The 26,875-nt window shown below is 59.3% G+C and carries 25 protein-coding genes; 11 read left to right on the top strand and 14 right to left on the bottom strand.

Translation table 11 applies throughout. The features are described 5' to 3' along the window. Nucleotides 1–272: 272 nt before the first annotated feature. Nucleotides 273–971, top strand: a complete 699-nt coding sequence (locus soil367_RS17405) for an MFS transporter (RefSeq protein ID WP_136550289.1) — start codon at nucleotides 273–275, stop codon at nucleotides 969–971. A gap of 231 nt (nucleotides 972–1,202) precedes the next feature. After that, the gene (locus soil367_RS17410) at nucleotides 1,203–1,949 is read left to right on the top strand and encodes a Crp/Fnr family transcriptional regulator (RefSeq protein ID WP_136550290.1); all 747 of its coding nucleotides are present in this window, start codon (nucleotides 1,203–1,205) and stop codon (nucleotides 1,947–1,949) included. Nucleotides 1,950–2,063: 114 nt separating this feature from the next. Here soil367_RS17410 and moaA read toward each other — a convergent pair whose 3' ends face one another. The 3 genes from moaA to soil367_RS17425 form a co-directional block, all read right to left on the bottom strand. Then, nucleotides 2,064–3,074, bottom strand: coding sequence for a GTP 3',8-cyclase MoaA (moaA, locus tag soil367_RS17415; protein WP_136550708.1), 1,011 nt, complete (start codon nucleotides 3,072–3,074; stop codon nucleotides 2,064–2,066). 203 nt (nucleotides 3,075–3,277) lie between these two features. Then, complete coding sequence (locus soil367_RS17420) at nucleotides 3,278–5,572, bottom strand: nitric-oxide reductase large subunit (RefSeq protein ID WP_136550291.1); 2,295 nt, start codon at nucleotides 5,570–5,572, stop codon at nucleotides 3,278–3,280. After that, nucleotides 5,565–6,110, bottom strand: a complete 546-nt coding sequence (locus soil367_RS17425; RefSeq protein ID WP_136550292.1) for a hemerythrin domain-containing protein — start codon at nucleotides 6,108–6,110, stop codon at nucleotides 5,565–5,567. The genes soil367_RS17420 and soil367_RS17425 overlap by 8 nt, the downstream gene beginning before the upstream one ends. A 306-nt stretch (nucleotides 6,111–6,416) precedes the next feature. Between soil367_RS17425 and soil367_RS17430 the strand changes: the two genes are divergently transcribed. Together soil367_RS17430 and soil367_RS17435 are read left to right on the top strand one after the other, a co-directional pair. Then, nucleotides 6,417–6,632, top strand: coding sequence for a hypothetical protein (locus tag soil367_RS17430; protein ID WP_136550293.1), 216 nt, complete (start codon nucleotides 6,417–6,419; stop codon nucleotides 6,630–6,632). Between the two features lie 181 nt (nucleotides 6,633–6,813). Continuing rightward, a complete protein-coding gene (locus soil367_RS17435; protein ID WP_136550294.1) occupies nucleotides 6,814–7,251 on the top strand; it encodes an RrF2 family transcriptional regulator in 438 nt (145 codons plus the stop codon). A 6-nt stretch (nucleotides 7,252–7,257) separates the two neighbouring features. Here soil367_RS17435 and soil367_RS17440 read toward each other — a convergent pair whose 3' ends face one another. Beyond that, nucleotides 7,258–7,833: a nucleoside 2-deoxyribosyltransferase gene (locus tag soil367_RS17440; RefSeq protein ID WP_136550295.1), complete on the bottom strand. Its 576-nt coding sequence runs from the start codon at nucleotides 7,831–7,833 to the stop codon at nucleotides 7,258–7,260. A gap of 103 nt (nucleotides 7,834–7,936) precedes the next feature. Between soil367_RS17440 and soil367_RS17445 the strand changes: the two genes are divergently transcribed. From soil367_RS17445 to soil367_RS17455, 3 genes are all read left to right on the top strand, one after another. After that, nucleotides 7,937–9,412, top strand: coding sequence for a patatin-like phospholipase family protein (locus soil367_RS17445; RefSeq protein ID WP_136550296.1), 1,476 nt, complete (start codon nucleotides 7,937–7,939; stop codon nucleotides 9,410–9,412). A 70-nt stretch (nucleotides 9,413–9,482) separates the two neighbouring features. After that, complete coding sequence (locus soil367_RS17450) at nucleotides 9,483–10,163, top strand: dienelactone hydrolase family protein (RefSeq protein ID WP_136550297.1); 681 nt, start codon at nucleotides 9,483–9,485, stop codon at nucleotides 10,161–10,163. Nucleotides 10,164–10,344: 181 nt separating this feature from the next. Then, nucleotides 10,345–10,575, top strand: a complete 231-nt coding sequence (locus tag soil367_RS17455; RefSeq protein ID WP_136550298.1) for a hypothetical protein — start codon at nucleotides 10,345–10,347, stop codon at nucleotides 10,573–10,575. Nucleotides 10,576–10,591: 16 nt separating this feature from the next. Here the strand turns inward: soil367_RS17455 and soil367_RS17460 are convergent, their stop codons facing one another. The 7 genes from soil367_RS17460 to soil367_RS17490 form a co-directional block, all read right to left on the bottom strand. Then, nucleotides 10,592–11,041, bottom strand: coding sequence for a c-type cytochrome (locus soil367_RS17460; protein WP_136550299.1), 450 nt, complete (start codon nucleotides 11,039–11,041; stop codon nucleotides 10,592–10,594). 52 nt (nucleotides 11,042–11,093) lie between these two features. Further along, nucleotides 11,094–11,564: a c-type cytochrome gene (locus tag soil367_RS17465; protein ID WP_136550300.1), complete on the bottom strand. Its 471-nt coding sequence runs from the start codon at nucleotides 11,562–11,564 to the stop codon at nucleotides 11,094–11,096. Beyond that, nucleotides 11,557–12,102 carry a methylamine dehydrogenase light chain gene (locus tag soil367_RS17470; protein WP_136550301.1) on the bottom strand — a complete coding sequence of 182 codons (546 nt, stop codon included), beginning with the start codon at nucleotides 12,100–12,102 and terminating at the stop codon, nucleotides 11,557–11,559. Before soil367_RS17470 ends, soil367_RS17465 begins: the two co-directional genes overlap by 8 nt. A gap of 45 nt (nucleotides 12,103–12,147) precedes the next feature. Next, the gene (mauD, locus tag soil367_RS17475; RefSeq protein ID WP_136550302.1) at nucleotides 12,148–12,741 is read right to left on the bottom strand and encodes a methylamine dehydrogenase accessory protein MauD; all 594 of its coding nucleotides are present in this window, start codon (nucleotides 12,739–12,741) and stop codon (nucleotides 12,148–12,150) included. A gap of 21 nt (nucleotides 12,742–12,762) precedes the next feature. Beyond that, entirely contained in the window at nucleotides 12,763–13,311 is a 549-nt protein-coding gene (locus soil367_RS17480) for a MauE/DoxX family redox-associated membrane protein (RefSeq protein ID WP_136550303.1), read from the bottom strand. A 3-nt stretch (nucleotides 13,312–13,314) separates the two neighbouring features. Continuing rightward, on the bottom strand, nucleotides 13,315–14,457 hold the full coding sequence (locus soil367_RS17485) for an amine dehydrogenase large subunit (protein WP_172962382.1): 1,143 nt from the start codon (nucleotides 14,455–14,457) through the stop codon (nucleotides 13,315–13,317). 305 nt (nucleotides 14,458–14,762) lie between these two features. Continuing rightward, nucleotides 14,763–15,149 carry a RidA family protein gene (locus soil367_RS17490; protein ID WP_136550305.1) on the bottom strand — a complete coding sequence of 129 codons (387 nt, stop codon included), beginning with the start codon at nucleotides 15,147–15,149 and terminating at the stop codon, nucleotides 14,763–14,765. 238 nt (nucleotides 15,150–15,387) lie between these two features. Here soil367_RS17490 and soil367_RS17495 point away from each other — a divergent pair, with 238 nt between their 5' ends. Further along, on the top strand, nucleotides 15,388–16,497 hold the full coding sequence (locus tag soil367_RS17495) for a helix-turn-helix transcriptional regulator (protein WP_136550306.1): 1,110 nt from the start codon (nucleotides 15,388–15,390) through the stop codon (nucleotides 16,495–16,497). Between the two features lie 77 nt (nucleotides 16,498–16,574). On the opposite strand, the gene soil367_RS17500 is transcribed toward soil367_RS17495, so the two are convergent. From soil367_RS17500 to traF, 3 genes are all read right to left on the bottom strand, one after another. Continuing rightward, nucleotides 16,575–17,486 (bottom strand): hypothetical protein, encoded by a 912-nt coding sequence (locus soil367_RS17500; RefSeq protein WP_136550307.1) that lies wholly within the window; start codon nucleotides 17,484–17,486, stop codon nucleotides 16,575–16,577. A gap of 75 nt (nucleotides 17,487–17,561) precedes the next feature. Beyond that, nucleotides 17,562–19,745, bottom strand: a complete 2,184-nt coding sequence (locus soil367_RS17505; RefSeq protein WP_136550308.1) for a hypothetical protein — start codon at nucleotides 19,743–19,745, stop codon at nucleotides 17,562–17,564. 87 nt (nucleotides 19,746–19,832) lie between these two features. Then, nucleotides 19,833–20,993, bottom strand: a complete 1,161-nt coding sequence (traF, locus tag soil367_RS17510; RefSeq protein ID WP_136550309.1) for a conjugal transfer protein TraF — start codon at nucleotides 20,991–20,993, stop codon at nucleotides 19,833–19,835. Between the two features lie 484 nt (nucleotides 20,994–21,477). On the opposite strand from traF, the gene soil367_RS17515 reads away from it, so the two are divergent. From soil367_RS17515 to soil367_RS17525, 3 genes are all read left to right on the top strand, one after another. After that, entirely contained in the window at nucleotides 21,478–22,662 is a 1,185-nt protein-coding gene (locus soil367_RS17515; protein WP_136550310.1) for a hypothetical protein, read from the top strand. A gap of 188 nt (nucleotides 22,663–22,850) precedes the next feature. Continuing rightward, complete coding sequence (locus soil367_RS17520; RefSeq protein ID WP_136550311.1) at nucleotides 22,851–24,830, top strand: hypothetical protein; 1,980 nt, start codon at nucleotides 22,851–22,853, stop codon at nucleotides 24,828–24,830. Between the two features lie 219 nt (nucleotides 24,831–25,049). Continuing rightward, a complete protein-coding gene (locus soil367_RS17525; RefSeq protein ID WP_136550312.1) occupies nucleotides 25,050–26,789 on the top strand; it encodes an ATP-dependent nuclease in 1,740 nt (579 codons plus the stop codon). Nucleotides 26,790–26,875 lie beyond the last annotated feature (86 nt).

The following is a 26,875-nucleotide window of genomic DNA, read 5'->3' on the forward strand; positions in this document are numbered from 1 at the left end:
GGGTTCCGGCTCCTCGCGCGCCATTGGCGCAGTATCAGCAGAGATTGATGGTAGCAGTTAAGCGGCGACGGCGAGTACCTCAGTCAGTTTCTGGGCAATACGGTGATTAATCCGGTGCCAGACCCGCTGCTCAAAAACCAGCCGACCGCCATCTAACTAGCCGCCAACTACCCGCCAACAAGCCACCAACTACCCCTCCTGGGATACGACTACCACCTTGGTGGTCTCCCACCACAGGTTCGTTGACCTGAACGGCTCCACCGGGGAAAACTGTGTCTCCTGACATTATCTGGGCAAACCGCATGAAAGCCGATCAGCCTCTCAACGGAGCAGGCGTGCCGAGCCCGCTGCTCGTGGTGCTGCCGCTGTCGACCGTCGCGTTGTTTACCGCTTCCGCCAGCTGGACCCTGTTCGCCATGCTGAGTGACCAGCTGGATCCGACGCTGGCACTCTACGAGTACCCTTTCGCCCTGCTACTGGCGATCCCTGTGTTGCTGGGCTCCGTTGCCGCCGTGGCCATGGGCGGACTGGCACGCAGGCTTGGCGGCCGCAGGGTTATCGCCGGCTGCTTAGCCGGTCTCGTGGTCGCGCTGGTTGCGGTACTTCAGGCAGGACAGCCCCCTGGGCTCATCCTGACCGGCATCGGCTTTTCCCTCGCCGGCGGCCTGTTCGGCGCTGGCTTGCAGTATGTGGCCAGCCACAGCCCGCGACGGCGGCTGGGGCTGAGTCTGACCTGCTACACGAGCGGCATGCTGGGTGTTCTGTTTACCTATCTGGTCGTGCCACTGGTGCAGTCCGCCTACGAACGCCAGCTTGCGCCGGTGGCGCACATCGCCATTACCCTGCTGGCGCTGGTGCTGCTGCTGGTGCTGACAAAATCGGAAGTTCTGACCAAGTCAGAGACGCTGCGCAACTCTGCCTGCGCTGCCGCCGGGAAGCCTCTTCAGGATCACCGCACGGCAAAGCTGTGACGGGCCACGTCCATAGCCGATGCTGCGTTGCAAATCCTTGACGAAAATCGGTTCTACCCCCTCTCATCCGTCGATCTACCCCCAACGGGGGAGCGCGACGCGGCAGTTCGGGCCGTACCATAAGCATAGAAGCTGAATGACAGCCGGTTAGCCGTTAAGCCGGGACGAAGCCCGTCCCGGCGTGCTGCCCGGCCAAGGCCTTCCTTGCCGCACAACTTTAAGGGGAACGCGATGAACGTATCGCACGTAGTGAGCTCCACCGCCGCGCACCTGATGACCGACGCGCTGACGCACGACCTGATCGACTCCAGCCTGGAGATGATCCGCGGACACGCGTTGTTCAATACCTTCGAGGCGGAGGACTTCGACCGTATCAGCCAGCAGATGCGTCGCGTGAGCCTGAGCAACCACGAGCTGCTGTACCGCCAGGACAGCGATGCGCAACACTTCTACTTCGTGCTGTCTGGTCGGCTGCGTCTCTACCGCCTCGACTTCTCCGGCTTCGAACGTACTCTGGACAGCCTTAACCCGGGCGATTGCTTCGCCGAAGTCATGATCTACGCCAAGCCGGCCCGCTACGCCTGCTATGCCGAGTCGCTCAAGCGCAGCGAAGTGCTGATGATCCCGATCCAGGCCTACCGGGAAATTATCCGGCGCCGCCCGGACTACGCCGAGAACGCCCTGGCGCACTTTGCCGCCCGCGCGGTGTCACGCTTTCACGACCTGGAGATCATGACGGTCCAGAATGCCCGGGACCGGCTGGTGCGTTACCTGCTGGATCTCCTGCCAGACGGCGTCAAGCTCAATGGGGAAGTGGAGCTGCCTCTGCCCAAATGCCTGGTGGCCTCCCGCCTGGCCATGCAACCGGAGACCTTCTCACGCCTGCTGAACGACCTGAAAGGCAGTGGCCTGGTGCGCGTCAACCGCAATAAGCTGGTTATCCCCGATCCGGGTCGCCTGATGCAATTGAGTCGCTAGAGCAGAGGTTTACTGGGCAGAGGTTTACGAGGCAGTGTTTGACCGCAAGGACACCTGTTACCGGTGCAACTACTGCCCTGAGCAGGCCGCGGACTTCTCGAGCTTTCTACCGGTTCAGCCGCCGGTCATATTCATAAAACGCAGCACCTGCACATCCCCATCACGGCTGAAGTGATGGCGCTCGGGTTTGAGATCCATGGCAGCAATAATGGCCGCCTGCACCCTGGCGTCATCGGCCGGGTGTGACCTCAGCACCCGCAGCATGTCCACCGAATGTTCATTGCCCAGACAAAGCAGCAACCTGCCCTCAACGGTGACGCGCACGCGGTTGCAGCTCGCGCAGAAGTTGTGGGAATGGGGAGAGATAAAACCGACCTTGATCTGACTGTCCGGCATGCGGTAGTAACGCGCCGGGCCGCCGCTATCGGCAGTTGATGGCACCAGTTCGTGCCGCTGCCCGATAATGCGCCTAACCTCTTCGCTGCTGCAGAAGCTTTCGCCGCGGTCGTGCTCTGTAATGACCCCTAGCGGCATCTCCTCGATAAAGCTGATATCAACCTGCTTGTCCCGGGCGAAGGCGACAAGTTCGGGTATCTCATCGTCATTCCGGCCCTTCATGACTACGGTATTCAGTTTGATACCGCGGAATCCGGCTGCGCGAGCCGCGTCAATACCTTCAAGCACACGGCTCAGCTCCCCGGTACGGGTGATGCGCCGGAAACGCGCCGGATCAAGGGAGTCCAGGCTGATATTGAGCCGGTGTAGCCCTGCCGCCCGCAGCGGCTCAGCGAACTTGTCCAAGCGACTGCCGTTGGTGGTCATCGCGAAGTCCGCCAGCCCTAACGACCCTATCTCTTCCACCAGTTCCAGGATGTTCCTCCGGACCAGCGGCTCGCCGCCGGTCAGGCGGATCTTGCGGGTGCCGAGCGCTACAAAGTTGCGCGCCAAGCGGGCGATCTCCTCCAGCGTCATGATCTGTTCGCGGGGCAGGAAGCTCATGTCTTCGGTCATGCAATACACGCAGCGGAAGTCACAACGGTCGGTAACAGACAGGCGCACGTAGTCGACCGTACGGCCAAAGCGGTCACGCAGGGGGGTGTCAGGGCGGGGTTGTGGAATGCGCATGCCCGGATTGTGGCAGGATCCGACCAAATGTTCGAGGTACGGCTGGGCGAACGGCACGCTGATGGCCCAAAAAAAACCGGAGATGAGTTTCCTCATCCCCGGTCTGTTACTGCTTTGTTTACTGCTTCGTTTACTGCTTTGTTTACTGCTTTGTTTACTGCTTAGCTTATTACTTGCTGAGGTTGCCCCCCAGCTTTTCAGCGTTACGCTACTTTGGTTGCAACCTGAGCGGGTTCGTCCTGCTCATTGGCTGAGAGACCGCCGTCGCGTGAGAACACGCCCTTGCAGATCTGCCAGGCTACGGCCAGGGCGCCGACGATGAAGACTACGTCGCCGAAGGTGCGCACCCAGCGCAGGGTCTGCAGGATGTCGCTCTGCATGAAGGCTTCGCTACGGGCGTACCACAGACCTTCACTGGCGCTGGCAAAGAACTGGATGAAACCGACCGGCAGGAGACTGGTGAACAGCATCAGTACCAGACCCGCGTTGAGCCACCAGAACGCCACTTTCATCAGCTTCTCATCAAACACCAGCTTGGGCTTGATGTAGCGCAGGATCAGCAGGCAGAAGCCCAGTGCCAGGAAGCCATACACCCCGAACAAAGCTGCGTGCGCGTGGGTCGGCGTGGTGTTCAGGCCCTGGATGTAGTACAGCGCGATGGGCGGGTTGATCATGAAGCCCAGTACGCCCGCACCCAGCATGTTCCAGAAGGCAACCGCGACGAAGAACATCAGCGGCCAGCGGATGTTTTCCATCCAGGACGCACGGTTTTTCAGGCTCCAGTTTTCCCAGGCTTCGTAGCCCAGTACTACCAGCGGTACTACTTCCAGTGCGCTGAAGGCTGCGCCAACGGCCATGACCGGAGTGGTGGTGCCTGAGAAGTACAGGTGGTGGAACGTCCCCGGTACACCGCCGAGCATGAACAGCGAGGCTGACGCCAGGCTGGCAGAGGTCGCGATAGTCCGTGAGACCAGGCCCATACTGCAGAAGATGAACGCCAGTGCAGTGGTGGCAAAGACTTCGAAGAACCCTTCTACCCACAGATGCACGATCCACCAGCGCCAGTATTCCATTACAGAGATGTGGGTACGCTCGCCGTAGAAGAAGCCGGCACCGTAGAACAGGCCGATGGCGATAACCGAAGCCGTCAGCAGAGCCAGTAGATGGCGATCACCGGGCTGACGCAGGGCGGGCACCATGCCACGCAGCATCAGGACCAGCCAGAAGACGATGCCAACAAACTTGCCGATCTGCCAGAGGCGACCCAGGTCAACGAACTCGTATCCCTGATGGCCGAGCCAGAAGCTCAGGTGCTCAGGCATGACCTGCGCAATAGCCAGGTAGTTGCCGATAAAGGAACCCACACAGACCACAACCAGCGCCCAGAACAGGATATCTACGCCCAGCTTCTGGTACTTGGGGTCTTTGCCGCCGTTGATGATCGGCGCCAGGAACAGGCCAGCGGCGAGGAAGCCGGTCGCGATCCAGAACATGGCTGCCTGAATGTGCCAGGTGCGTGCCAGTGAGTATGGGATCCACTGGGACAGCTCGAAGCCATAGAAGCCCTGGCCTTCAACCGTGTAGTGCGCGGTCAGACCGCCGATCATGACCTGGAAAACGAACAGGCCGACGACCAGTACCAGGTATTTGCCGAGTGAACGCTGTGACGGTGTCAGGGCGACGGTTGAGATCGGGTCTTTGGCCGGTGCGGCAGGGTCGGACTCATCGTGCTTGCGCAGGAAGCTCCAGGCCCAGACCAGCCCGCCAACACCGGCGATCAGCAGGATCACGCTGATGATTGACCACATGATGTTTTCAGCGGTGGGCACGTTGTCAATCAACGGCTCATGCGGCCAGTTATTGGTATAGGTAGCGGATTTACCCGGTCTTTCGGTGGAAGCCGCCCACGCAGTCCAGAAGAAGAACTGGGTCAGTTTCTCGCGACGCTCGGCGCTTGGCAGGGTGTTTTCCTTCATCGCGTAGTTTTCGCGAGTCGGTTGCAGCTCCAGATCATTACCGAACAGCCGGGCGTAGTATTCTGCGGTCTGCGCCATAGCCTCTGCGCGCATAGCGGAAACGGTCAGGGTTCCGGTCGCAGCGTCGTAAGTATTGGTGCGGTAGGCTTCTTTCAGCTCGTATTCGACCGCGTTCTGTTGCCGGCCGTTGAGCTCGGCGAAGGGCAGGCCGTATGTCTCCATTGAGGCCAGTTCCATCCAGGTGACCAGTTCCCGGTGCAGCCAATCGGCCGTCCAGTCCGGTGCCTGGTAGGCGCCGTGGCCCCAGATGGAACCCAGTTGCATCCCGCCTACCGATTGCCAGGCTGTCTGCCCGTCGAGAATAGTCTCTTCGGTCATGAGCTGGCGCCCGTCTTCAGTCACCACGTAATCAGGGATAGGTGGCGCTTCCCGGTAGACTTCGAATCCGAAGTACCCCAGGAGCGTAAAGGTAATACCGAGAATGGCAATGAGTATCAGCCAGAGACGGCGGTAGTTAGCCATGGTGTGCTTCTCCTTGGGAACCTTCGACACGGGCGAATAGCACCCCGTTCTCCAGCTCAATGTGGTCAAACAGATCAGTCTTCAGTTCGCCGAGCCCCTGGTATAACGCTGTCCAGGTTCTGCAGGCCCCTTCAGGCAGGGTCAGGTTGCGGGTCAGTCGGTCAATCTCCGCCAGGGCGGCGGTCTGGCGGTCGTGCTCACCGCGCATCACCTCTACCGGGTGGTAGGCCATGCCGATGACGCCCCGCACAATCATGGGAAAGAGGATGGTTTCCTCTTTGTGCATGTGGGCTTCAAGGTCTTCCTGAATAGATTCGAGCACCGCGGAAAGGCCAGCCGGCGCATGGGGGTTATTGCCGTGTACGCGCTCCACTCGCTGAGCGAGACGCACCAGTTCGGGCAGCTGCTCACGGTGGCTGTCGTGGTAACGCGAGAGGATGTGTTCCACCAAAGCTTCGAACGTGCTTGTGCGCCAGCGATCCAGGTCGAGTTCCGCTGACGGGGCGGGCTGTTTGTCAGGTTTTTTCAAGGGTGTCATGCCGTGTCTCTCCTTCCAGCAGCGCGGCTTGAGGTTTCTGTAGCTCCGCTTTTTATTAACATATATTTTTCATACTTGTTCAACGTTTTTTAATCTTGTTCCTGCTGTAAAGGCGAACGGCCAGGAAAAAGCTGTTGCGGTTAGGCTTGTTTATTCTAAGAGGGAAGGCTGCCCTAGTCTTTACCCCCAGAGAGGTACACCTCGTGGAACCCGGCCCCAGCAGCGCGCGAAAGCGGCACTTGCGCCAGGACCTCGGCTGGGCTAACCTAAACATGCATTTTATTTATTGCTTATGGGGAAGGGTCTATGGAAAAGCTGCTGACTTGGTCCAACATCGCATTCTTCGGATTCATTGCCGGGCTGCTTGCCAGCCTCGTCATGGCCTATCCCTTGGCCGATTCGCTGAGTATGTCCGTCCAGGTGGCCGCTCATATAAGCACCATGCTTTTCGCGATCGGCATTAAGGTGTCCTACATTGCACGCCTGGCCTCGCTTAAAGCGCTGGGACGTCCCATAATCTAGTGCCCCGTGCGGCTAATTCGCGTACCTTCCGAGCCCCGAAAAAGCCGAGGCTCGGAAGGGCGAGCGGAAGGTAAGAGAATCAACCGCTCGAGCACCGGCCCCAGCGAACCATAATGTCGTTTTAAAAGTGTCGGTTTAGGCAGGCATAGCGCCTGCAAGCGCCTTTATCGTGGAGTTCTGCATGCATATCACGCGGTACACAGACTATTCCCTGCGGGTGCTGATCTATCTGGCGGTACATGGGGAACGCCTGGCGACTATCCAGGAAATCGCTGACAGCTACGAGATCTCCAAGAACCACCTGATGAAGGTTGTGCACCAACTCAATCTGAAGGGTTACATCGAGAGTGTCCGGGGCAAGAATGGCGGGCTTCGGCTGCATCGCCGGCCCGAAGATATAACCATCGGCGTGCTGATACGGGAGACCGAGCCAGATCTGGCGCTAGTCGAGTGCTTCTCGTCCCATAACCGGTGCAAGATCACGCCGGTGTGTGACCTCAAGAACATCTTCTCCGAGGCGCTCCAGGCCTTCATGGATACGCTCGACAGTTACACCCTTGCCGACATGCTGCCTGACCGGCACAAACCACAACTGCTGCGCCTTTTACAGATCGCCTGACGGGGCTCAGGGGTGTTCGCGCAGCAGCTGTGCCAGGTAGCGGGCGGCGGCGACGAACACCGGCTCTTCAAAATACGCCTCGGGTGGGAAACCGCCCGGCGGGTAGGCGGTTGCGCCGGTAAAGAACTTGCCGCCAGCCCGGACCAGACCATAATCCAGCATGAGGTTGTCGGCTAAGCCGAATGCCTCAATGTCTGCACCATTCGCGCAGACCGTCGAGTGCCGCGAAACCCGCTCGTTATAGGGCGTCGCGCAGACCGAAAACCCTACTGTCGGCTTATCCCGCCCGATCATATACCCCAGTTCGTAGATTGTGCCGGCGTCTGCGCTGGGTCCCCGGAACGGTGTGAGGTTAGCGATCAGGCCATCGGCCTTGTCCATGAGTTCGCGGTTGGCGTCGTAGATCAACTGGGCAGGCTCACGCGCGCCGGCCAGGTCGAGCGCGTTGTCGAACGGCGATACGCCCTCAAGCCCGACATCTCCGAGTATGCGTTTTTTACGCTCATCAAGGGATGCGCGAACCGACTCGGGAAAGAACACTTCGGGGCCGGCGAGATAGACGCGGGGCAGGCGTTTCGTCATGGCTACTATGCTCCAGTATTCTGTCCTTTATACAATTACGACCTTTGATTGACGGGCTCAATCCACTCCCATTGGCGCGCCTATCTACGTTATCCTCAACCCCATGAGAATCAAAGCCAGGCACCAGAAAGAACTGCGCGCTCAGCTTGAGAACGCTGAGACCTACTCGCAATGGTATACCGCTGCGGAACAACTCGATGAAGCCGAGGGGCTGCTCGACTGGCGGACTGAAGCGGGCACCGACCTGCTCCATGAGAGCCTCCTGCGCGAACACATCAACAACATGCATCGCCAGCGCATGCGCGGCGATACCCGGGCCCTGGCCCGGGTGCTGCAGGAAAGCCTCTACCGCCACCTCGGCGAACTATCCAATCCCGAGCTTTACAGCGTCGCCCGCACCGGCACCAAATACCTGGTGACGGAGTTCCTGGACGAGGTCGAGCAGTCGATGCGCTTCGTCTGCGACCATGACCTGCCTGGTGTTTCCCTCGAGGAAAAACTCAACCTCTTCCGTAACGCCGAGCAGGTATACGGCCGCCCTGCCCTGATGCTCAGCGGTGGTGCCGCTTTCGGTATCTACCACCTGGGCGTGACGCGGGCGCTCTGGCAGGCGGACCTGCTGCCCCGGGTTATCGCCGGCTCCAGCATGGGTGCCATCGTCGCGGGCGGCATTTGCAGTCGCAATGAGGCAGAGCTCAAGGAATTCTTCACCAACCCCGCCAGCATTCATCTCGACGCCTTCGAATGGCTGGGCCTGGGCGAAGCCCTGGCAAGGCGCCATGTCATGGACCCGGAGCAGTTGCACGAGCATATCCGCGCCAACATTGGCAGCCTGAGCTTTCGCGAAGCCTTCCAGCACAGCGGCCGCATGCTCAACATATCGGTTTCGCCGACACGGACCCGCCAGAAGCCGCGGCTGCTTAACGAGCTGGCCTCGCCGGAGGTGCTCATAGACTACGCCGTGCTGGCCTCCTGCGCGGTCCCGGCCATTTATCCGTCAGTTACGCTCCAGGCCCGGGACCGCGAAGCCGGCGCCGGTGCCCAGGTGCCCTATATGCCCACAGAACGCTGGCTGGACGGCAGTGTCCATGGGGACCTGCCACTCATGCGCATGGCGCGTCTGCACAACGTCAACAAAACCATTGTCAGCCAGGCCAACCCCCACGTGGTCCCCTTTATCAGCCACCCGCACCAGCGGGGTGTCAGGGCATCGGTTAAACAGGCGGCGGTCTCTTTCATGCGCGGCCATCTCGCCACCACGCTCAAGCTCACCCCCCGGGATGGGGTCGGCAAATACATGCGGCCTTATCTGGAACAGGCCCATGCCATGGCGAGCCAGACCTACCTCGGCGATATCAATATTCATTTCCCGGTGCGGCCGGCACTCTACCCCAGGGTCCTCTCGAATCCGGACCGGGCCGACCTCGCAATGTTTATCCGTCTGGGCGAGCAGGCGACCTGGCCACGCCTGGCGATGATCCGCGACCAGACCCGGATTAACCGTGTATTCAACGAATCCATCGCCAAGCTGAAGAAGCTGGCCGGGGGCGAACGCGTGCGAGGCAAGGCGCGGGCCTGAGCGTTGACACCTGACCTCGCGGCGCAGCGAAGCAAAGCACAGCACAGCATGAGGAAAGGAGGACTGAACTATGGCAACCCAGGGAACAATGGCTCAACGGACCATGAGCGACGGCACCCGTATCGGGGTCTATCACGTCCAGCCCAAAGGCGAACGCCGCGGCGGACTGGTACTGATCCAGGAGATTTTCGGCGTCACCGAACACATCCGGGAACAGTGCGACAGCCTTGCCGATGAGGGCTACGAAGTGCTGGCGCCTGCCCTGTTCGACCGGGAAGCGCCAGGCCTTGAGGCCAGCTACAGCGACGAGGACATCAAAAGGTCGAAAAAGCTGGCCATGGAGGAGCACCCGTTTGATCAGTCCATTGCGGACGCCCAGACCTGTATCGATGAACTGAAGCAGAAAGGCCCGGTGTTCATTACCGGCTACTGCTACGGCGGCTCAGTCACCTGGGCCGCAGCCTGTCGTTGTGATGGCCTGTCTGCGGCTTCGTCCTACTACGGCTCCCTGATCCCCAAGCTGGTCGACGAAGCACCCCGCTGCCCGATCATCCTCCACTTCGGCAAACAGGACCCGACCATACCCCTGGAAGGGGTTGAGAAGGTCCAGGGGCGCCATCCTGATGTGCCCGTCTATCTCTACGATGCCGGCCATGGGTTCAGCTCCGACCGCCGGGCCAACTACCACCGGGAAAGCTCGGAACTCGCACGCAAGCGGACACTGGAGTTTTTCCGGGAGCACGGCGGCTGAAGCGGCTTGGAACAACGCGAGTGGCATCGCCACGGGCTCTCCGATTATTCATGGAGCAATGCTTGTTTCCCGTGCGTTTGTGTTCCTATGATGGTCGCAAGCACACTTGCCTATATCCGCCACCCAGGTGCGCGCGCGACCGCAACAGCAAGGCGCATCTGCCCCAGCAAAGGAACTGCTTATGAAAGAGCTCAAAGCCAGACTGATTACGCCGCTTCTGATCGCCAGCCTCTCGCTATCCGGGGCCCTGCTCGCCGGATGCGGTGACGAACAGGCCGGCGGTGACGAGGGGTTTGATGCAGACGAGGTACCGGCGGCGCCCCGCGGCGACCCCAGCAGCGCCAGCCCGGCAGACTCTGAGGAGGAGGAGCCCGACTCGCCTTCGTTACTGGACGAGACCCAAGGTCAGTAAAAAAGCACGTCTTGCTTCAAGGCCAGGGGTAGTCCGGTACGGATTTCCCCGCCTTCCGCATCTCAACAACAACCTCACGGCGCAAGGCAACCACGTCTTTGACCGGTTTGGCGCGCAAGACGTTGACTTCATCAGGCGTGAAGGCCTGAACGGCGGCGTCGGGCTCCCCCCAACGCCTGGCGACATAGTTCACCACCCCTGAAATCTCCGCATCACTCAGGCTAGCAGAGCCAATCCCCGGCACATGCATCAGGTAGAGGCGCCCCTTCTCGGTCGCCAGGAACCCATCAATGAACCCGGGGAACGGGGGAATACCGCCGTCAGGCACGCCCATTCCGTTCTGGCCGTGACAGCCGGCACAGCGCAACTGGTAGTTGACCGCAGGCGACAGCTGCTCGCCCGCCTGCAGGGAGCCAACAGTGCCGCACGCAAGGATCACTGCCAGAGCAATAGGCGGGGTATTCATGGCTTACCTCGTCTGGTCCGTTTCATGGTCTTGCACTGGAAATGCTTACCGCTCACAGCGCGGTCGGGCGTAGCGCGCGCAGTTGCCGGTGCGAGCGCGCTACCGACAGGGTCTTCTCCACCTCGCCTGGTGATACTGCCCGGTCAACACCGCTGAGTTTCAGCACGTATTCGGTGAGGGACGCTATTTCATCAATAGTCAGTTGGCTCTGCGGTGGCATCACCAGGCCGCTGTATACCTGCCCCTGCGACTGGAGCCGGCCGCTCAGGCCGTGCCTGACAACGCCCGCGAGATAACCTGCCGCGTCTTGACCCAGGCCCTGCCACAACGCCGGATAAGCCAGCGGTGGCGCCAGCCCCGGCGTGCCCTGGGCCTCTGTCCCGTGGCACGCCGCGCAGTGTTCCCCGAACAGTGCTTCGCTTGCGTGGGCAGTCTTGCCCAGCCCCAGCAGCGGGATGCTCGCCAGCAATAAAGCCGGCAGCAGGCGGCCGAGGCCCCTAGGCCTTTTCAGCCCGTCACGCATCGGCCATACCGACCACAACCGAGACCGTGCAGTGGTAGCCCTTGTTGGTGTTGGCCATGCACCAGTTAATGTCGTTATGCAGGCCCATGCGGTAACCGGGACGTTCGCGCTCGCTGCGGAAACAGAAAGTGGCGCTGGCCACCTGGGCCCGGCCGCAGCAATCGTTGTACGACACCAGGTAGTCCTTGCCGTCATTGGGATTACGACAGGTGCCCACCCAGGCAACCTTGGACGCCTCTGAGCCCGGCGGGCAGGATGTCAGCGTGCCGCCCGAGGTGCTGCAGAGGTTGCCGTCCAGCGCGCAGTGGCGCCAGTACTCGCAGCTGTTCTCGTCGTCGCTGTCACCCGCGGTGGCGGCCAGGGCCAGCCCGCCCAGTGAGCGGTCGAACGGAAGCAATGGCAGAGCCATGGTCCCGACCATGGCCATACCCGCCTTGGCCAGGAACGACCGGCGTCCATGGCGCTGCGCCGTCTGGCGCACACCGGCTTCAGCAGTTTTATCAATAGCATTGAAAAGACGGTCAAATAACTTGGACATAAGGTCGACTCCACTCTGACAGTTGGTTTTGGCGCTCAGGGATATTCAGGAAAAAGCACTGTTACGGCTGGCAAAGTCCTGCACCGAGGCATACCCGGTCTCCACCGCGGTGAACAGGCTCTCCAACTGCTCGCGGCTGTTGACCAGGCCCTTTGCCTTGACCACGCCCTCGTTGTCGAGGAGTACCGCAAACGGCAGGCGCGACACGCGATAGGTCACCCCCAGTTGCTCCGAGATCACATAGGGAAAGGACGCCAGGTCGGCGGCGACGATGAACTCACGGTGACGGGCCTCGTCCCCGTCGCTCGCCAGGACCACGTCCAGCTGTGCCTCACTCTCACGCAGAGAGCGCAGCACCGGCAGCAGCTTCTTACAGATCGGGCAGGTCGGCGAGAGGAAGAAAATCAGCATATTCCTGCTCGAGGCCGCACCGATCTGTACCGGCCGGCCGGTCAGGGTGGGGAGGTTGAAGGCCGGCGAGACATCGCCCAGTTTCGGCCCGCTGTCATTGACCATGGCGCCGATGGGCGAGATCCGCTCGAAAAGGATGCCGATCTGGCGGGCCATGGCGAACACCACCACGATCAGCCCCAGTACCAGCAGGCTCAATACGCATACTGCAAATGTCAGGAGGGTCATAAGGTCTACTTCTTCGTCAGGTTAAAGGGGCTTGCTGGCGTTGCGATGCAACAGCAGCGGATTCAGGTTGGTGATGATCTGTTCGGCGATCAGGTAGAGGCTCCAGGCCAGCAACCCGGCGGTTATCGCGAGGGCCACCGCGGTGGGCGGAGTTGCGGAAAGCTCGCCAAACATCGCCAGCACAGCCACGGCCATCAGCAGCAGGTTGCGAGCCACCAGCGACCAGGCCAGCCGCTGCGGCGCGCCGCCACAGCCACACTCGATCTGCTCCCGGCCGCGCAGCAGGCTGATGGCGATGACCAGGGCGTAAAAGCCCAGCAGGCCAGTCGCACCGAGGGCGCCCCAGAACACCAGTGGCGGGAAAACCAGCAACGCAACCACACCCAGCTCCAGGGCAATCAGGCCGCGACTGACTGTGCCCAGCAGGACTTCAGGCACCAGCCGATAGTCCGCCACCAGACCATAGAACCGGCCGTAGTCCCCGGCCTTGTGCCAGGCGGCGCGCAGGAACAGGAGTACCTGGAAAACGACGGCGGTCAGGGCCGCCAGCTGCAGGAGTGAGGGTTCCATGGCTTAACCACCCGCTATGGCATAGACGGTCCAGTCGCCAGCGCCTTCCAATGTCGCTGTGGGCTTGGCGGCAAAGCGGGCTTCAGGGGCAATCTCATAGCGGACCACCTCGCTCTCCTCACTCATGCCGAACAGCACGGGTTCTTCACCCGGTGTGACGGCAATGGAGGCCAGGTGGCCAACGGCCGAGCGGTAAAGCACCTCCTGCGCGTCCATATCGACCGCCCAGAGCTCTTCCGCGCCATTCTTGTGAGAGCCTTCCTCCGCGTCCGGGTGCATCAGCACGAACATCACATCGTGACTGGCGTTGTACGCCATGACGTCCACCCCGCCCGGGGCCCAGTCGCCTTCGATGCCCTCGGTCAGCGAGAATTTATCAACCAGTCTGGGCGTGCCGGCATCCGAGATGCGGTAGAGGTTGCCTTTGAAGGAGGGGAATACCAGATCTTTGCCGACCCGTTCCGGCATGATGAACAGCGCGTCCTCGTCCGGGTCAAACAGCTTCTTGCTGCGCACCGGCGCGGAGAACTCACCATCGGCCTCAAAATCATAGGCGGCCATGGTGCCGTCACCACACAGGGTGGAGAAGCGCTGGCTGTCCAGGGCCGGATAGATACCGAAGCAGCCCGGCGTCGGCACCTCGGCGATCACCTCCCCGGCTTTGGTGTCGACGATGGTTACGGACGTTGCCGGCGTGGCGTTCTGGATGAACGCATAGCGGTCATCTGCGGACAGCTGGAGCACCGCGTTGGATGGCGCCACCTGGGACATCTTGTCGGGGATGATCACCTCGCTCTTGAGCGTCAGGGTGTCCACATCGAAGATCTGCAATACGGCTTCGGTCGGGCCGTAAGTGATGCGCTTGGCGTACGCCGATATGGTGTACGCGGTTTTGCGATCACGGCTCAGGGCCATCTGGGCGACCAGCCCCATGCTCAGGTTACCCTTGTGCGCGAGATCTTCGACCGCCAGCACATTGAGCCGGCTTGCGCCCTGCCAGCTCTGGTCGAGCAGAAACAGATTGGCCCCGGGCTCGATGCTTTCCTCGACGGTGAGCACCTCCGGCTCAAAGTCATCGTCGGCCTGAGCGCCGCCGACCGCCAGCACACCCAGAACGGCACCCAACGTAATACCCAATACACGCATATGCCTTCTCTCCATTAGGAACGACGAAAGACGGCCGCCACAGCGGACGTCCCGTTGAGGGAGGTTTTGCATAAGCTGTGCCACGCGCCGAAAGAGGCTTATTCAGCCAGCTCTAGCGGGATGCTCCTTTTTTTTGTGCGCTCAAACGGATCTCAACGAGTGAGGATTGCCCTAAAGGGAGGCGCGGCCAGTTCAGCTTGAGCGAAATGGGAGGGGTGATGCGCACGGGACGGGTCGGAGCAATTAACGCCGGAAGGCGGGTTGGATAACCCCCGGCGGAGCCAGGGGCCAAGAGAATGCGGTGCTTAAGCCTGGGCCTTCTTCGCCGTCACCTGAATCTCGATTTTCATATCATCATTGAGCAACCGGGCTTCAAATACGGTTGCCGCAGGCCGGACATCCCCCAGCCACTTGGCGAACACCGGCCAACAGGGCTCGAAGTCGTCCCGGTTAGGCAGAATGTAGGTGACCCGCACAATGTCACTGACATTGCTACCGGCTTCCGCCAGGGCCTTCTCGATATTGACGAAGCACTGGTTCGCCTGTTCCGCCACACTGTCGCTGATGGACATGGTGTCGTAGTCGAAACCGGTTGTGCCGGAAACGAAGACGTAGTCCCCATCAGCCACGGCCCGTGAATAACCGATCTTCGCCTCAAATTCCGATCCGCTGGAAATCAACTTTCTGCTCAATGGTTCTCTCCTGTCTGGTGAGTCTGATGGTTCTCGGGGCCGTTCGCTGCCTGCTGATGTGAACGTCCGGCCTCCACCCTGTAAAAGCGCTGCATTATTTCGCGCTTTGGCAGCGATGGCTACAGCATTCAGATACCCCCATGAGGGCGTTACCCGGGTATAGGCTTTTTTCGGTGAATACCGCTAGACTTGTGTCAAAAAGCTACAGAGAAACCTGCGGCGTATTAGGTAACTGTTTATGGCCGAAGCCTCCCTGCTGGACCTGATTGATACGTTCAACGCGGCGCCATTTCAGAAGGGCGGCTGGCAGCAAGCCCTCGCTGACCTGGCCAGTTCCACCCAGTCCCGCGCGGCGCAGCTGATTGGTTTCAGCGAGGGCAGCGAGCCCTTCTTCGACTGCGTCACCGGCGTGGACCCCGAGTGGCTGCACCTGTTCCAAACCGCCGGCGGAGGCCTGCCGCAGATTAATCCGCGGCTCGGCGCCGGCCTTGAGGCGCCACTCCTGCAGACGCTCACCGACGAGTCAATTGTCGACCGCGCCCAAAGGTCCCGGCATGCGTTCTACAACGAGGTGCTGCCGTTGAGCCATACCGCTCACTTTTGCGGCACCAATTTGATCCGGGAAACCGACATGATGGTGGGCCTGGCGGTGCTACGCCAGGCCCACGAAGGTGAAATCACAGAGCCCCAGCACCGGCTGTTCAGTTCAGTTGCGCCGCACGTCAGAACCGCCTTCCGTACCCAGTTACTGCTGCAGGACCATGGTGTTACGCTGCTGACCGGCTCCCTTGAAGCGTTGGCGCTGAGCGCCTTTATCTGTGACCACGAGGGACGTGTCCAGAGTCTGACGCCATCCGCAGAAATGCTGGTGAGTGGGATCGGCCCCCTGCAACTACAGGCTGGTCGTCTCCGGACCCGATATGGCGGTGCACAACAGCCCCTGAGCGAAGCTATCCATGAGGTTGCGAGCCAGCGCGGCGCAAACCAGCGCTCGACCTCCCGCCACCTGGTCGTGCGCGAAGCCAGCGGCCTCCCGCTGGCTATCGACATTGTTCAGGTGCCAACGCTGGATTGCCCGCTGGACTTTCGGCCCAGGGCCCTCGTACTGGTGCGTAAGCACAAACACAGCCGCGAGACCACGCGGCAATTGCTGACAGCCGCCTTCGGCATGACCGAATCCGAAGCAGCCGTCGCCCTGCTGCTGGCCGACGGCTTCCATCCCGAGACTATCGCCGAGCGACGCCAGGTCTCCAGTGGCACCGTGCGAATGCAGCTGAAAAGCCTCTATGCCAAGTGCGATGTACATAGCCAGATCGAGTTGGTGGCGCGGCTGCGGCCGTTGCTTTGAGGTCGGGTGCTGGCACGACATGTGTCTGAGCCAGACCCGCAAGAGGACCAAGAGCAGAGACCCGCGCGCCGGCGGGCCTAGAAGTTCCAGTAGGCGACCAGGTTATTGGCCAGGCTCGTGAAGGTGACTTCGGGCACCAGCTCATTGTCGCCTTCGAGTTTATCCAGCGACACATAGGTGCCTTCGAACACATAGTTGACGGAGAACGACGCCGAGAACTGCCAGCCTGCGCCCGCCACCAAGGTCGCGTTCACACTCTCGGATACACTGTCGGTCAGCGTGCCGTCGAGCAGGGTATTGGTCACGCGTCTGAAGACAGGCGTGCCGACGAGAACGCTGCCAAACAGGCGCAGGCCCTCCTGCTCAAGGTTGAAGTAGTTGTCATAGCCGTAGCCCACGGCCACATTAACCGTCACAGAATCTTCCGAAATCGTGCCCTGGTTGGCGTCCGGGTCCAACCGCATCTCTTCCTGCTGCTCCGCTGGTAACTCGCCGAACACCGCTTCATTGAATAGCTCGGTGCCCGGCGTGCTGCGAAAAGCATTACGCGAAAACGAGTACTGGCTGTAGTTGAGCCCCGCAGTCAGATAATGGCCGCCGCCCAACTGACGAAAACCGAAGACGTTCGATTCCTTACGCGTCATGGCCATCTCATTGGTCTGGATGCTGCCTGCGCCGGGCCAGTTCCATTCTTCCTCGGCCTTATCGCCGTAGAGCGACGCCAATGTCGTAATTGCAAAGCCCCAGTCATGGCTTATTGAGGTGTAAACGCCCGTGCGAAGAACCGGAACGGAGCTCGAGTACTCGGTTTTCAGCTCGCGGCCATAGAAATCCGGCAAACGTTCTTCGTACGTCATGCTATCGATACCCAGCCCCAGGTAACTGAACGACAGGCGCTGGGCGTCGTGCCCGGGGCCTTCCTCCGCCTGCGCGTACTGAACAAGTAACAAAGCAAAAGCCGAAGAAATCAAAATAGTGTTGGGTTTCACAGCAAGGACTCCGAAGGGGGAGACATCGGCTGTGCCCTCCATTGAGCACAGCCGATAGCCAGGGTCTTGTGTAGGTCACTCCACCCGGCTGAGCGAGACCGAGTCACCGGCTGACTGCAGCACCAGCTGGCCGTCCGTTACTGTGGCAGACAGGATCGGATCGTCGGTGTCATGCAGATTGCATTCGGTAGTTGTTGTGATCGGCGCGACACTGATCGCGCTGGTGCTTTGGTCCCACTGATAACTGCCGTGGTCGATACCGAGACAGCCCTCCTCACCGACTCCGCTGTGCCCGAGCAGATAACGACCATCCGGGAAGAAAGTGATCACGGCATCTACCGCATCGGATCCGTCAACGGTGTCATACCAGGTGCCGATCAGGCTGTTTTCCGGGTCTGTCACAACGCGCACTAGTCCTACTGTTTCTTCGTCAGCCTCATCGGTGTACTCAGCCGTTCGTCCTGTAGCGTCGATATCGAACAGTCCCAACCCGCCGCTGGAAAACCCCCAGGTTCCGTTGCTGTCGATGCTTACGCTTGCTTCGAATTCGTCAGTTTCGTGGTCCCAGATATAGCTACCCCACTCAGCGCCCGATTCCCCGTCGCTGACCGCTTCGCCGGCGATGAGCATGGCGAACTGACCGTTGGGCAGGAAGGTCACGGCATGCAATGGGTCGTTGCCGCCGGTGCCAAAGTACCAGGTACCCTCAATGTCGAGATCAGGGACTTTCGCGGACCATTGTTCAAAGATGACCCTGGCCAGCGTTTCATTACGCGACTGAAGGAAGAGTGACTCGTTCAACAGGCTTATACCGCTGTTTTCCGTGCGTCCGTTGTACATCAGGTCAAGGTCAGGCGTGTGGCGGTAGGTCAGGAGGAACTCTTCATAATTGTCGCCGTCTGTAGGCTGGATACGCACGTGAACCAGCTCTGAGTCCGGGTCGTCAAAAGCGACAACGTCAGCCACAGGCTCGCCTTTCCAGGTGTGATGAACAATTCCATCTGTGTTCTTGAAAACTCCCCTGTTCAGTTCGATGTCCTGCCCGGCCACGCTGTATATGTCCGAGCCGTTTACTTCAAACCTGTCGGTCGTGAAGTGCGCCTCGACCACCTCAGCGGCTGAGTCGTCATCAAAAACAAAGTGGTAGTCCGCAGTGCCGTCGACGGCGAAGCTCTCGGGTGCCTTGAGTTCTGTCCTGGAATCGGTCCAGACCAGCGCGCCGCTGTCGCTCACCGCAAGAGACGTCACAACGGTTTCCCCGTCTACCTGGTTTCTGTCGACATAGACCAGGCTATAGGCACCGTCGTCGGTCATCAGTTGCGTCGTCAGTTTGCCGTCGGGACTGATCTCGTAGCCAGTGACACAGACCTCGTCATGGAGGGGATCAACGTCGTTGACGAGATGGAACGGCTGCGACTGAACGCAGACCTGATTGTCGGCGGTGAAGCGCATGAAGCCCTGTGTCAGGTTGCCGTCGTCACCCAGGTTGAACCAGGTCCATTGGGGAACTGAAAGTAGCATGTCCTGCGTATAGGCCAGTCGGGTCGATGGGCCGTTTGCGATGGAGCCGTCTGTTTCATAGGCCAGGTTGATATCGTCGGCATTGGTGCCCGCAGCGACCAGTTCGTCAATCCGGCTCGAAACGGCCGGAAGCGAGCTTCGAATGGTCGCTGCTGATGTTTCCTTGATCAGCTCGGAGACAATGTAACGGGCTGCGGCATGGGCTTTTTTGGCCTGACTCTCGTTGGAAGCCTTCGCGGCGATGTAGTCGCCACGCACCAGGGACGGATCGACCCCGAGCTCCGCCGCGATCTGATCCAGCGAGACGCCTGTCAGGTTGGCCAGATGCGTGAAGGGTGTGATCACGGCGGAACCGCCCTCCGAGCTCAGTACGAAGTCCGCTTTGATGACGCCGCTATCCAGGTCCACCGTACTGCCCGCAACCGCCTTGGCTGCCAGATCGGTCGATCTGTAGTCTTCCGGCACCACGAAATTGCCGCGCGTGTCGGTCTCGCCCAGCAGTGGCTCGCCCGCGTCTATTGCTCCGTTGCCGTTCTGATCGGCGTAAACCTCCGCGCCGGCCAGGTAGCCGTCGATGACCTTGACCATACCGACCAGCTTGACGCCGCCGTCGCCTCCGTCTGATCCACCTGAAACACTATCGTCGTCACTGTCCCCGCCTCCGCCGCTGCACGCGACCAGAGTGGAAGAAATGGCGAACATCAATGCCGCTTGTCTGAACTTGAGTTTGAGGTCCATGCTCCGTGCTCCTTGGTGCTTTGCTAAACGGTTGCTGAGTAACTCCCTGCCTGGTTTGGCGGGTCGATGCCGCCCAGCGGGCTTTGGCTATAATCTGACACCCAACTGAAGAGCGGCGCCGTAGGTGTCGTTGCTTCCGTAGGCCGCGCCGATATCCAGGTTGATGACGTTGAACGGCGAGAGACCGATGCCCGCGGTGATCACATCCTCGTCTGTGCCTTTCACGTCATGGCGAAAGCCGACCCGCAGCTGAGCCCAGCGCCAGGCGTCCAGCTCGGCGCCCAGTCGCAGGTACTGGGTATCGCCGATGACGCCAAAACCCTCGCGCGCGGTCAGATCGACGCTGCTGTCGACTGCTACCCACCCGTTGGCCCAGCCGCCGCCGGCAACAACAACCGGGCGCTGCTCGTAGGCATCTCCCCGCGCACTGTCGACACTGACGGGTATCAGGTTCTCGATGTGGGCGGCCGCCCGAAGGCCGTTCTCGAACGCTTTGAACGCGCCCAGGTCCAGGTTGAAGGCTGTCTTGTCGGTGGCGAACTCATCGGCGTCGATATCGTCCTCCTCGAAGTTCTTCGCCGAGGCGGCGTAGTCAAACAGGTCGATACGTTGCAGTTTGGGCGTAGCACCAAACGCGACAGCACCCACTTTCGGCACGTCAAAGGTGCGCCCCAGGGCAACACCTACGCTGGTGACCGCAACGGCGTTAACCACGACTTGGGATTCCAGCCCGTCAAGTTCGCTATTGCCGGTACTCACGGCGTCACTCAGGTACGCGGCATCCCGGTCGTCGTAGAAGAGGCTGCCGCCCACCCTGACGTGGCTGCCCGCCACCAGCGTCGCGGAAGCATGGCGGTTCGGAATGCCCAGATTGAGGCTCAAACCTATTTGCGCCGCCATGGCCTTGCGATCCAGGTCCTGCAGCGACCCGACGATGTCGTCCACATCCGCCTGGGTGGCGACGTCGTTTTCAATAGCCTCTTCCAGCTCGTCCAGGTCTTTCGAAACGCCATCGACCGAGTCGATCAGCTCATGCTTGTCCGACGCCAGTGCGCCGACATTGAGGTTCACGCCGAAGTCGTCCGATTCGTCATGCCGGTTGGTAAGTGCGGGGTTGGACCCCGCGTCCAGATAGCTACCATTCAGCGCGGTAAAACCGCGCCCCATCTGACGCGCATCCAGCAGGTCTGCCCCCGCGCCGGACGCAGCAACCAAGCTGATCGCGCCCATCAAGACTCGTTTTGTCATATCGTCTGCTCCTCAAAATGAAACCCCGCCTGATACAGCGGTGACGAGGCCTCACGCCCCAGCGATGAATGCACGCGATAGCCCACGCCACTCCAGATAAAGTCTAGGGACGTGGTGGCATCGCCAAATCATCAAAATTGAGGAAGACAGGGAATTTTTTGACGGTGAGTCCGGGGTAACCGATGACTTTTCAGCGGTTATGCGGGATAAGATTTTGCAACCGGGCTGATTTGCTAGCTTGCCAGATTGGGTGCCTGGCGGCAGGTGGCAGGTGGCATCCAGTAGTCAGCAGTAGTCAGATCGGGCAACAAACCATTCGTTAGCGTAATTAGTGCCTAAAAAAACGATTGACGATCAACCCTGAAAGATTAGATAAAGGTATTTCTGTCACAGCGTTAATGTTAAGCAGCTTCTGATCAGCTCGGAGACTGCCGGAAGCAAACGCGCTCTTAATTCTTCCTGGGTTGTTTCGGGGCGTCCGGAGATGCACAAGCGTACGGAAATCGCGCAATCCTTTGGCGACAACCTCATCAGTGGGCTCTACACCGCGGCCACTGACCCCTCGCTCTGGCCACAGACTTTGGCGACGGTTGTTGAGGCCACGGGCTCGGTGGGCGTGAACGTCATGGTGAAGCGTGTTGACGACCGCGAACCGCAAGCGATCTTTCACTTCGGGCTGGATCTGGCCTCCGAAAAGCGCTACCTGGACTATTACCATCAGATAGACACGCCACTACGTCACCTGCTCAATAGCTCACCCGGCCTCTGTCAGGGCTGCCACACCCAGATCTCTGAAGCGGAGGTCGCCGCCGATGAGTACTACCAGGATTTTTACATCCCTGATGGGCTTCGCTACTGCGCTGGCGGCTATCAACTCGTCAATGGCCAACTTTTTGTCTTGGCGGCTCACCGGGCCACGACCACCACCTGTTTCGACGGACCCTCTCTGGCGCTCCTGCAACAGATACTGGTTCACCTGCCCCACGTGTTCTATCTCCAGAACCTCTTCAACCGACAGCAGGACCAGATTGCCTGGCTCAGCGCCACCCTCGACAAACTGCCTCAACCCGTTATGGTCACGGACTGCCAGGGGCGCATCCGCTACATGAATAGCGCCTGTGACAGCCTGAAGCAGCAGGTTCCCTCTCTGGTCGTGCGGGCCGGGAAAATCGGGAGCACGGACACCGCATGTCACACCCAGTTGCAGCGACTCATCCGCGCCGCCTGCGGGAAGTCCTCCGATACGCCCCCGGCTTTTCTCTCATTGAACAACGCGTCCGGCCTGCCGGGGCTGGAGATAACTGTCACACCCCTGAGACCCGAGCAGACTGTTGTGCCCAGAGAGGGCGACAGCCTTGCCATGCTGCTATTCAGGTCGCCGTTTGTCGCGCCGTCCAGTGATCGGTTGAGCACACGGCCGTACGGGCTGACGCCGGCCGAGCTGCGTCTCGCCAGCGCGCTGATTGAGGGTGCTTCCCCCGAGAGTTACGCCGACGCCCGCGAACTCATGACCTCGACCGTCAGAAGCCAGATACGCAGCATCCTGGCGAAGACGGGCACCCGCAATATTGTCGGCGCCGTGTCGCTGCTATCCGGGCTGCAGATTCCTCATGAGACGACGGAGGGAAAAACGCGCCCAAAACCTATGTCCCGTCCCCAGCGGCACTGACTGCGATCCCCGTCAAACTCCCGGCTGTCCGGCAGCCAGGCTCCTTCCGCTCTGTCCTACCGCAATACGAGTTACATAACTTTACATACAAATCAACCGCTTATCCCATATAGGAGATGCGCGATACGCGTCGCCTGCTATATTAATTTTTAGTAATTCCAATCAGACACATCGCAACCGAGGTAGATATGCAGAGTAAGCGGTATTGGTCCCTGTTTTTAATGGCGTTATTGGCTTTGATGCTGGCGGGTTGTGGCGGTAGTTCGTCATCCAGCGACGACGATTCGGATACCCCCGCGGAAAGCGGCACCGAGGTATCCGGCACAGCTTCGGCAGCGCCCAACCAAGTGGCGCTGCTGGAACAGAAGAACCTGTTCGAAGTGGCCCTGGAGTTCGTGGTGCCGCCTCTGGCCGCGGCCATGACCGGACTTGAGCCTATCCAGGGCGCCAGCGTGGAGCTGATCCGAGTCGATAACGAAGGAAACCAGATCGGCGAAGTCATCGCGACGACCACCACCAGCGTGACCGGCCACTACACGCTGCGTCTTCCCGCTGATGTCAATCTGGCCGGTGACCTGGTCGTGCGCATCGGCAGCAAGCCCGGCGCCCAACTGCGGGCCCAGGTGGTCAGCCGCAGCGTCAACATCACGCCGGTATCGGAATACGTGCTGAAGAAGTTCATCGAACGCGGCACCGATCTCAACAGCCTGTCCCCGGACACTGTCGTCTCCATCTCCGGCAAAGTGGAAGAGTTCGACATCGCGGCCCTGGGCGGCGAGAACATCGACGCACTGCTTGCCCGTCTGGAAGCCGACGCCGGCGATTACGTTAATAGCCAGATCGACCTGGCCGTGTCGGAGCCTGCCGATGGCGCATCCCTTGACGGTGTGTACTACAGCACCAACATGACCCTGGTGCTCGGCGATACCGACGATGGTTCCCCCGGGACTTTCGAGACCCAGGTGTTTAAAGATATTTTCGCGCTGGACGCCCAGGGCGCCGGCGTTATCGACCTCACCATCACCGGCGGTGTCACCCTGTTCGCCCAGATGCGGGGCTCTGACAATAACAGCGGCACCGTGTACAAGGGCGTAGACATCGGCGACGGTGAAAGCGAAAACCTTGAGGCTGCCTACACGGACAACAACGTCGTCACCATCCAGGCGCCTTTTCACGAGGAAGTTGAACCCGAAAACAACACCGGCTTCCGCGCGCCGGCGACTGACTTCCGCCTGCAACCCGTCCCCGGCATGGGCCTGATGTTCTCGGCGCCATCCGAAGTACTGGTGCGCTACGCCCTGACCGACACTGATGCAGTCGACGCCAACAATAAACTGGGCGAAGAGCTCAAGCGCGGCATCGAAGCCTTTATCCGCACCCCGACGGCTGCCACCAACGCCGACCTGACCGGCGCATTCGGCCGCGTTTACCTGAGCACTACCGTAAGTGACGGCGGCCAGATCGAGGCAGAAGCCGAAGCGAGCACCATTACCTTCGACGGCGCCGGCCACTTCACCAATGCCGCGTCGCCCCGGTACCGGTTCACCCGTGCCAACAATGCTTCAGTACAACTCGTCACTGAACAGGCTAACAGCGGCTCCGCTTCGTACACCCTGGCCAGCGACGGCACAATCTCCTTCGGTGGCGATCCGACGGCGTATATAGATGAGAGCTTCAGCTTCGTAGCCGTAGCCAACCTGGACGAAGCCACCAATAACCTGGGGACCACCCTCCTGCTGAAAAAGCCCGCGACCACCCCTGAAGTATCCGGCAAGCAATACCGCATCATGTCCGCAGGCCTGGGACTGGGCCTCGGCCAAGCTGGCAATATCTCACTCATCGGCAGCCGCTTTAATTCTGAGCTGACCATGGGCACGGTGACCGCAGGCGAAACCGAAGTCACGCGTGACCTGAGCATCTCGGTGGTAACCAAGACCTCGCTGGAAGGACAGATCAACCTGACCCAGCTCAAAACTTCGCAGGCCGCTGACGTGACTGTGGGCAGCCATGGTGAAACCACAATTGTTGTGGTCGATGGTGAGCGGACTACTACCTATGAAGGCTTCTTCAACGCTGAAGGCAGCCTGGGCGTGTTTATGGTTCGGGTTAACGAGGGGGAGAATGATGCTAATCAGTTGGGGTTGGCGGTTTTGATTGAGAAGATTTGAGGGTTAGCCGAATTACGGGAACAGTTGCGGCGGGGTTCTACCTGTAGTGGCTTTGCCTTCAAGATTCGCCGGCTTTTGCCGGCTTTTTTATTTCTTCAGCGCCGGTCTGCTAGGTGGGATCTGACGAGACGCTCAACTTCGGACCCATATCACAGCAACAGTTTAATTACATGGATTTCATAAAACCCTCCGACTAAGCTTCGTTTATTCCCGTGTTGCATGTCCCTGCATAGCACCGAGGAACATAGGCTTGGGAGCGCCTTCCAAGCGTGGGCAGGCTTCGAAAGAGGAGTTTCTATCAAAGCTGTCGAGGTTACTATCCACAATTTCCGATCAATCTGTGACGCGACGATATCATTAGCCGACTACGGCATTCTTGTAGGTGTTAATAACGCCGGCAAGACGACGGTGATAGATGCAATTCGGGCTTTTTACGGTAAAGGCGTAAAATTCGAAAAATCTCGAGATTTCCCCTATAAAGGGGCAGAGGATGCGGAAGCTTGGGTTGAGATTGAGTTTCGACCGTCTGCAGAAGAATTAGTTACTCTAAAGGACGAGTATCGGTCCGGCAATCAGACCTTTCGAGTCAGAAATTACCTGTGTTCAGATCAGAAAGATAAAGAAGGCAAAGAACGGTCCGGGCCTTATGCCTATTTAGATGGAACATTGTCTGATGAACGGTTCTATGGTTTTAAGAATGTAGGGCAGGGAAAATTTGGCGAAATCATCTATATCCCCGCGGTTTCGAAAATTGATGAACACACTAAGCTGACGGGTCCTTCAGCACTTCGAGAGCTCGTGAACTCTGTTCTCTCCAAAGTCATGGCGCAATCAGGCGCCTACCAAACTCTAAGCGAATCGTTTGCACAATTCGAAGGCGCGATTAAAACTGAAGCCACTACTGATGGGCATTCCCTTCAAAGCATAGAAACCGATATTTCGAAAGAATTAAAAGATTGGGGCGCAGGGTTCAAATTCAATATCAAACCAGTTGGCATAGACGACATTATTAAAGGCCTCGTTAATCATGAGATCCTTGATGAGTCGCTGGATAGAACACAGCCAATCTCGGCATATGGGCAAGGATTTCAGCGGAGCGTTATCTATACTCTTATTCGGGTGGCCGCAAAATACAGCGCTAAAATTAAGTTACCGAAGAAGAAAGAGTTCGCCCCTGAACTGACATGGATACTGTTTGAGGAACCTGAGGCATTTCTGCACCCAACTCAAGTAAGCTCTTTGAATTCTGATTTGCGAGCGCTAGCTGAAAGCTCAGTGTCTCAGGTCCTTCTTTCTACCCACAATCCCCAGTTTGCTACCCATAGTATTCGGGACATTACTGCAATTTGCCGGTTGCAGCGCGAATCCTGTCGCACAAAGAGTTATCAGATATCCAACCAAGAACTGGATGCGGTTCTTGCAGTTAACCAACATGATGCTCAGTCATGGGCTGCCTCTGGCATGCAGATTGATGCCGATGATCTACTGATCGATATGGAAGCTGTTAAATATGCCTTGTGGCTGGACCAGAAACGAAGCGCAGCTTTTTTTTCTGAGAAGGTGCTCTTGGTAGAAGGGCCGACCGAAAGCGCGCTCCTTTCTTACATGTTCGACCAAGGGCTGCTACCGATCTGCAAAGATGTTTTTATCTTGGATACCATAGGGAAGTACAACATCCACAGATTCATGCGTCTCTTCCATGCATTTGGGATTAGGCACTATGTCCTCTACGACTCGGATGATGGAAGGCACGCTCCGGTAGACGCGACGATTCAAAAAGCATCCAATCCATTCACCGGAGGGATCGATACATTTCCTAAAGACTTGGAAAGTTATATTGGTATTGCGCCCGCTGCCCGGTCACACCGAAAGCCACAACACGTTATGCTTCAGGTAGCCACGAGTGATGTCGACCTTACGCCCCTGGCGTCGAAAATTAGCATACTAATTTCTCAATGATAGGGAAACCCAAACCGAGACAGATTTTTTAGCGCATTGAACAGCGCCCCCTCAACGTCCGGCTATCTCGATGCGGACAACCTCAC

Source organism: Hydrocarboniclastica marina, assembly GCF_004851605.1.
Classification (GTDB): Bacteria; Pseudomonadota; Gammaproteobacteria; order Pseudomonadales; family Oleiphilaceae; genus Hydrocarboniclastica; species Hydrocarboniclastica marina.